Source organism: Pseudokineococcus marinus, from assembly GCF_013004605.1.
Classification (GTDB): domain Bacteria; phylum Actinomycetota; class Actinomycetes; order Actinomycetales; family Quadrisphaeraceae; genus Pseudokineococcus; species Pseudokineococcus marinus.
In genome coordinates, this window is record NZ_JABEMA010000002.1 from 40,233 (window position 1) to 46,434 (window position 6,202).

Annotated in this window: 8 protein-coding genes; 5 read left to right on the top strand and 3 right to left on the bottom strand. The window is 77.2% G+C overall.

Going from position 1 to position 6,202, the window contains the following annotated elements; genetic code table 11:
* Positions 1-124: 124 nt before the first annotated feature.
* Positions 125-1,378, top strand: coding sequence for an AGE family epimerase/isomerase (locus HLB09_RS00415; protein WP_409372965.1), 1,254 nt, complete (start codon positions 125-127; stop codon positions 1,376-1,378).
* Between the two features lie 99 nt (positions 1,379-1,477).
* Here the strand turns inward: HLB09_RS00415 and HLB09_RS00420 are convergent, their stop codons facing one another.
* Positions 1,478-2,113 carry a hypothetical protein gene (locus tag HLB09_RS00420; RefSeq protein ID WP_171201433.1) on the bottom strand — a complete coding sequence of 212 codons (636 nt, stop codon included), beginning with the start codon at positions 2,111-2,113 and terminating at the stop codon, positions 1,478-1,480.
* A 49-nt stretch (positions 2,114-2,162) separates the two neighbouring features.
* Entirely contained in the window at positions 2,163-2,672 is a 510-nt protein-coding gene (locus HLB09_RS00425) for a DUF2000 domain-containing protein (RefSeq protein WP_171201434.1), read from the bottom strand.
* A gap of 79 nt (positions 2,673-2,751) precedes the next feature.
* Between HLB09_RS00425 and HLB09_RS00430 the strand changes: the two genes are divergently transcribed.
* The gene (locus HLB09_RS00430) at positions 2,752-3,240 is read left to right on the top strand and encodes an Lrp/AsnC ligand binding domain-containing protein (protein ID WP_171201447.1); all 489 of its coding nucleotides are present in this window, start codon (positions 2,752-2,754) and stop codon (positions 3,238-3,240) included.
* A gap of 34 nt (positions 3,241-3,274) precedes the next feature.
* Here the strand turns inward: HLB09_RS00430 and HLB09_RS00435 are convergent, their stop codons facing one another.
* Positions 3,275-4,135 carry a helix-turn-helix domain-containing protein gene (locus HLB09_RS00435; RefSeq protein ID WP_171201435.1) on the bottom strand — a complete coding sequence of 287 codons (861 nt, stop codon included), beginning with the start codon at positions 4,133-4,135 and terminating at the stop codon, positions 3,275-3,277.
* A gap of 350 nt (positions 4,136-4,485) precedes the next feature.
* Between HLB09_RS00435 and HLB09_RS00440 the strand changes: the two genes are divergently transcribed.
* The 3 genes from HLB09_RS00440 to HLB09_RS00450 all read left to right on the top strand — a co-directional run.
* Positions 4,486-5,430: an NADP-dependent oxidoreductase gene (locus HLB09_RS00440; protein WP_171201436.1), complete on the top strand. Its 945-nt coding sequence runs from the start codon at positions 4,486-4,488 to the stop codon at positions 5,428-5,430.
* Between the two features lie 78 nt (positions 5,431-5,508).
* On the top strand, positions 5,509-5,823 hold the full coding sequence (locus HLB09_RS00445; protein WP_171201437.1) for a hypothetical protein: 315 nt from the start codon (positions 5,509-5,511) through the stop codon (positions 5,821-5,823).
* Positions 5,824-5,857: 34 nt separating this feature from the next.
* A partial coding sequence (locus tag HLB09_RS00450) for a WXG100 family type VII secretion target (protein WP_171201438.1) occupies positions 5,858-6,202 on the top strand: 345 nt, incomplete at its 3' end.

The following is a 6,202-nucleotide window of genomic DNA, read 5'->3' on the forward strand; positions in this document are numbered from 1 at the left end:
GGCGCTGCCACCCGGCGACGTCACGGCGTCCCGCGACCTCCACGCTCTCCGCGCGGATCTGCCGGTGCCGTCCCACCACCGGCCTCCCGGTCGCGAGAGCGCTCGGGCCTACGTTGGACCGGTGATCTCCCCGGGCAGCGCCGACCACCTCGCCGACCAGCGAGCGGAGCTCCTGCGCTTCGCGGCGGGCTCGCGGCACGACCTCGGCTTCGGCAATCTCGACGACCTCGGGGGCGTCGACCCCGCGTCCCCGGTCGAGCTGTACGTCACCTGCCGGATGACGCACGTCTTCGCCCTCGGGGCCCTCGCCGACGAGCCCCCCGCGCCCGGCGGCCCCGGCCGCGCGGAGATGCTCGACCTCGTGGCGCACGGGGTGCGCTCGCTGCTCGGCCCGCTGCGGGACGCCGAGCACGGCGGGTGGTTCGGCGTCGTCGATCCGGACGGGCCTGTCGACGACTCCAAGCAGGCGTACGCGCACTCCTTCGTCGTGCTCGCCGCGTCCTCCGCCCTCGCGGCCGGGGTGGAGGGGGCCGAGGGCCTGCTCGCCGAGGCGCTCGAGGTGCAGGACCGCCGCTTCTGGGACGAGGCGGCCGGCCTCGTCGTCGAGCGGTGGGACCGAGCCTGGACGCGAGCCGACCCCTACCGCGGGGTCAACGCCGTGATGCACACCGTGGAGGCGTACCTGGCCGCGGCGGACGTCACCGGTGACGAGCGCTGGGCTCTCCGCGCCGGGCGGATGGCGGCGCGCGTCGTCGGGTGGGCGAGCGCCAACGGCTGGCGCATCCCCGAGCACTTCGACGCCGACTGGTCGCCCCTCCTCGAGCACAACCGCGACCGCCCGGCCGACAAGTTCCGCCCGTACGGCGCGACGGTCGGGCACGGGCTGGAGTGGGCGCGGCTGCTCGTGGCGGTGGACGCCACGCTCGGCGAGCGCGCCCCGGCCGGGCTCCTGGAGGCCGCCGTGGCGCTCCACGACCGCGCCGTCGCCGACGGCTGGGCTGTCGACGGCGCGGACGGCTTCGTCTACACGACGGACTGGTCGGGGCGGCCCGTCGTCCGCAACCGCCTGCACTGGGTGCTGGCCGAGGCCGTGGCCGCGGCGGCCGTGCTGGGGCGCGCGACCGGCGACGACCAATACGCCACCGAGGCGGCCGAGTGGTGGTCGTACGCCGACCGCTGCCTCGTGGACCACGAACGGGGCTCGTGGCACCACGAGCTGGACCCGGACAACGTGCCGACGTCGCAGACGTGGTCGGGCAAGTCCGACGCCTACCACGCCTACCAGGCGGCGCTCGTGCCCGAGGTGCCGACGACGCCGTCGTTCGCGACCGCGCTGCGGCGAGGGCTGAGGGCGGGAGATCCTCAGCGGCAGGTGTAGTCGAGAGCGGACTCCGAGGGACGGCACGCCGCTCCCGAGCCCTCGAGGTCGGCCCTCGTCGACGTCGTGCGGGGCCCTCGGGGAGCGCGGCCGGTCAGGTCAGTCGCAGGTGTCGCACTGCCCGCTGCGCGGCAGCTGCGTGAAGCAGCTGGGGCACACCGCGGGCAGCGGCTCGGGTGCCGGAGCCGGCTTGGCGGGCTTCGGCGCGGCCGCCGCGCGCCGTCGAGGCTGCGCCGACGCCCGCGCCGCGAGGAGGGGCTGCCCGCCGTCGGGCGGCAGGTCGCGGGCGAGGGCGCGGTAGCAGGCCAGGCGGGCCTCGGCGGCGTGCAGCTCGACGTCCCGCGGGCGGGTGCCGGTGCTCCGCTCCACCGCGTCGGCGTACCCGCTGAAGACGGCGCCGTCCTCGCCGCGGACGACGAGGGCCTCCAGCGGCGGGCGCTCGCCGGCGGGGTCCGCGCAGGTGTCGGCGACCCGGGCCAGGACGTCGCCGACCCAGCTGTGCATCAGCGAGCGGGTCGCGACGCCCGAGCGGGCGAAGATCGAGCGGACCAGGTCGCCGTAGGTGACGGTCGCGCCGTAGGTGCGGGCGCGGGCGGTGAGGACCGCCAGCGCGGCGCTGGTCCAGGCGTCGAGGGCGTCGCCGAAGGGGACGGCGGACCCGTCTCCGGTCCGGTACGCGCTCGGCGGGGTGGTCGCAGCGGTGGTGGGTGCGGCGGGGGCGGGGCTGTCGACCATGGTGACGACGATAGGCGCGGCGCGGGAGGGGAGTCGGGCCGGCCGCGCCTCACGGCATCAGCGGCAGCCGCCCCACGACCTTGTCGACGCGGTTGCGCGGCCCGACGACGCTGACGGCCAGGTAGTCGAGCGCCTCGCCCTCCGCGGCGCCCACCGCCGCCAGGTACTCGTCGTACACCCGCGTCGACTGCGCCGACGCGGGCATGTCGCTCACGTGGACGCCCTCGGACCGCGCCGCCCTCGCGCGCACGGCGGCGAGGTGCTCGCGAGGGGCCACGAGCACGCTGCACCCCGCCCACGGCAGGCCGGGGTGGGCCGAGCCCGACGCGTCGACGGCGTCCGGCCCCAGCAGTCCCGTGACGGCCCGGGCGGTGGCGCTCGCGACGCACACCGCCGCGTTGACGGCTCGCCCGGGCTCGAGCCCCTCCGCCACGACCACCACCCACTTCAGCCGGGCGGAGCGCGTCGGCTCCCCGGTGCGGACCTCGTCGGGCGCGAAGCCGACGGTCGGGACGACGGACGCCTCGGACGCCGCGACGGCGTCGTTCGTGCTGCTCATAGCCGAGACGCTAGGCCGGTGCAGCCGTCTCGCGCGGCCGATCCGTACGTCGTCCGCCTAACCTGCCGCCATGGTGGACATGGACGACGTCGATGCGGCGATCCTGCGGGTCCTGCAGTCGGACGCACGGCGGACGAACCGCGACGTGGCCGCGGCCGTGGGCGTCTCGCCGACGACGGCGCTCGAGCGGACCCGGTCGCTGCGCGAGCGCGGTGTCATCCGCGGCGCGAGCCTCGACGTCGACCTGGCGCGCATCGGGCGCCCGGTCCAGGCGCTCATCGCCGTCCGCGTCCGGCCGCCGTCGCGGGTGCGCATCGAGGGCTTCCGCACCTGGGTGGCCGCCCTGCCGGAGGTCGTGGCCGTCTTCGTCACCAGCGGCACCGAGGACTTCCTCGTCCACGTCGCGGTGCCCGACAACGACCACCTGTACGCCTTCGTCATCGACCGCCTGACCGAGCGGCCCGAGATCGTCGACGTGCGCACGTCCGTCGTCTACGAGCACGTCCGCGTCGCCGAGGTGGCGCCGGTGCGCGAGACCGCCGCGCCCCGGCGGCGCGCCCGGCGCTGAGCGCCGCGGGTGCGGGCGGTCGTCAGGGCCGCGCTCAGCCCGCGGGAGGGCCGTCGAGGTGCACGACCGGCGGTCCTTCCGCGGCGGCGACCACCTCGGCCAGCCGGGCCTCGTCCCGCGACCCGGGCGCGGCGGTGAGCACCAGCGCCCCGAGGTCGTCGCCCGGGATCGCGAGCAGGTCGCCGACGAGCGTCACGGGCTCGCCGTCGGAGCGCAGGAAGGTCGCGCTGCTGCCGTACGCCGTCACCGGTCGGGACTCGCGCCAGAGCCCGTCGAAGAGCGCGCTGCGGGAGCGGATGTCGTCGACGAGCGCGGCGAGCCCGGCGTCGCGCGGGTAGCGCAGCGCCGCGTCCTTGAGGCGCGCGGCGAGGATCGCCTCGTGGTCGGTCGCGTCGGCGGCCGACTGCCGGAAGGTGGCGAAGGGGCTGCAGAACTGCCGCCAGGCGATGTTCCACTCCCAGCGGTCCCCGGTGGGCTGCCAGTGCTCGAGCGCGAGGAAGGGGCTCGTGACGGCGAGGAGGTTCATCGCCGCGTCGGCCACGAACATCGGGGTGTCGGCGAAGCGCTCCAGCAGGCGGGTCGCGCCAGGACCGAGGTCGGCGGGCACCTGCCCGTCCGCGGCGGCGTACCCCGCGAGGACGCACAGGCGCTCGTAGTCCGCGCGGCCCGCCCCCAGCGCGCGCGCGAGGGCGTCGACGACGGCGGCGGAGGGGTGGCTGCGGCCCTGCTCGAGCCGGCGCACGTAGTCGGCCGACATCCCGGCGAGCTCGCCGAGCTCCTCGCGGCGCAGGCCGCGGACCCGCCGGCCGCCGAGGCCGGGAGGCACCCCTGCGGCGGACGGGTCGGCGGCCTCACGCAGCTGGCGCACCGCGGTGCCAAAGTCGCGTCCCGTCACGGCGGGAGTGTGCCCCCGCGCGCGGGCTCGGCGGGAGGGCCTCGTGCCCCCTGTCCCCGAGGTGGCGTCCCTCCCCGGCACGTCGTCGTCACATCACCGTCTCGGCCGGGCGCCCGGGAGCACGTCGTCGACGAAGTTCCCCCGGAGGAGTTGCGGGCGGCGACGTGTCGACGACGTGCGGAGCAGGCGGCTCCACGGGCGGCGATGTGTCGACGACGTGCCCGAGGAGGGGCGTCGTCAGGGTGGGCCGACCTGGCCCAGGTACGTCGTCGCGGGGGGCGCCACGGTGGGCGCACGCCGACGCGGTCGGCACCCCACCAGGACAGAACGACGAGAGAGCAGGCGACGAGATGAAGGCGATGCGCTTCCACGAGACGGGCGGCCCCGAGGTCCTGCGGGCCGAGGAGATCGAGACCCCCGAGCCCGGCCCGGGCCAGGTCCGCGTGCGGGTCGCGGCCTCGGCGTACAACGCCGCGGACGGCGGGATGCGCGGGGGCTTCCTCCCCATCCCCGTCGAGCTGCCGCACGTCCCCGGCTACGACGTCTCCGGCGCGGTCGACGCCGTCGGCCCGTCCGACGGCGGCGGCGACAGCGGCTGGCAGGTCGGCGACGCCGTCGTCGGCTTCCTGCCCATGGAGCGCGACGGCGGCGCCGCCGAGTTCGTCCTCGCCCCCGTCGACGCCCTCGTCGCGGCGCCGACGACCGTCCCGCTGGCCGACGCGGCAGCGCTGCCCTCCGTGGCGCTGACGGCGTGGCAGGCGCTCTTCGACGACGGCGAGCTCACGGCCGGGCAGCGCGTGCTCGTCAACGGCGCGGGCGGCGTCGTCGGCACCTACGCCGTGGCGCTGGCGAAGCGCGCCGGCGTGCACGTCGTCGCGACCGTCAGCCCGCGGAGCCGGGACGCCGTGCTCGCCGCCGGGGCCGACGAGGTGGTCGACCGCACGACGACCGACCTGCTCGACGCGGTGACCGAGCCCGTCGACGTCCTGCTCAACCTCGCCCCGGTCGAGCCCGAGCGCTTCGCCGCGCTCGTGGCGCTCGTCCGCGACGGCGGGAAGGTCGTCAGCACGACCGCCTTCATGGCGACCCCGTCCGACGAGGCGCGCGGCGTCACGGCCGCCACCGTGTTCGTGCTGCCCGACCGCGACCGCCTGGCCGAGCTCGTGCGCCTGGTCGACGCCGGCGAGCTGCGCGTCCAGGTCGACCGGCGCATCCCCCTCGACGAGCTGCCCGCGCTCCACGCCGAGGGCGCCGCGGGGCGGGTCGCGGGCAAGGTCGTCGTGCTGGTCGGCTGACGGCGCCACCCGGTCGGGTCGCGTCCCGGCCGAGGACCGGCGGCGGCCCCTCCCGTCACTACAGTCCCGCGCGAGGGGGTGGTGGCCGTGGGCGAGGACGTCCTGCACGCCGAGCACGACGTGCTGGCGCGCGTCGACGACCAGTTCGACGACCTGGCCGCGGCCTTCCGCGGCACGCGCACCCCGCTCCGGGGGCACGTCGAGGCGATCCGCGACGGCGCCGGGGAGCTCGCCGGCGCGCTGGACGCGGGCGCCACGGCCTTCGGGCTCTCCTGGGACGCCGTCCTCGGCGTGCTCGAGCAGACGGCGGGCCTCGTCGCCGGCAACGTCGGGCGGCTGTCGGTCGACCTCGAGGCGGTCGACGTCGACGCCAGCACGAGCATCACGCTGTGACCCTCCGAGGCGCGCCCGTGCTGCGGGGCCGGGGGTGACGCTCTTCGAGCTCGACGCCGACCCCGACGCCTTCCTCACGGCGGCCGCGGGCCTGCGCGTGCTGTCCGAGCACCTCGAGGACCAGCGCGCGCGGGTGGCGGCCGCTCCGGCCTCCTACCGGGACAGCTGGACCGGCGCGGCCGCCACGGCGGTGACCTCCGAGATCGAGGCCCTCGCCGGGCACGTCGGCGCGGCGTCACCCTGCTTCGCGGCGGCGGGCGACGCCGTGCGCGGCTTCGGCGAGGCGCTCGCGCAGGCCCAGGACGTCGGGCTGCCCGCGCTGCGCCGTCGCTGGGAGGAGGCGGACGCCGACCACGCCGCCGCCGTCGCGGCCGCGCTC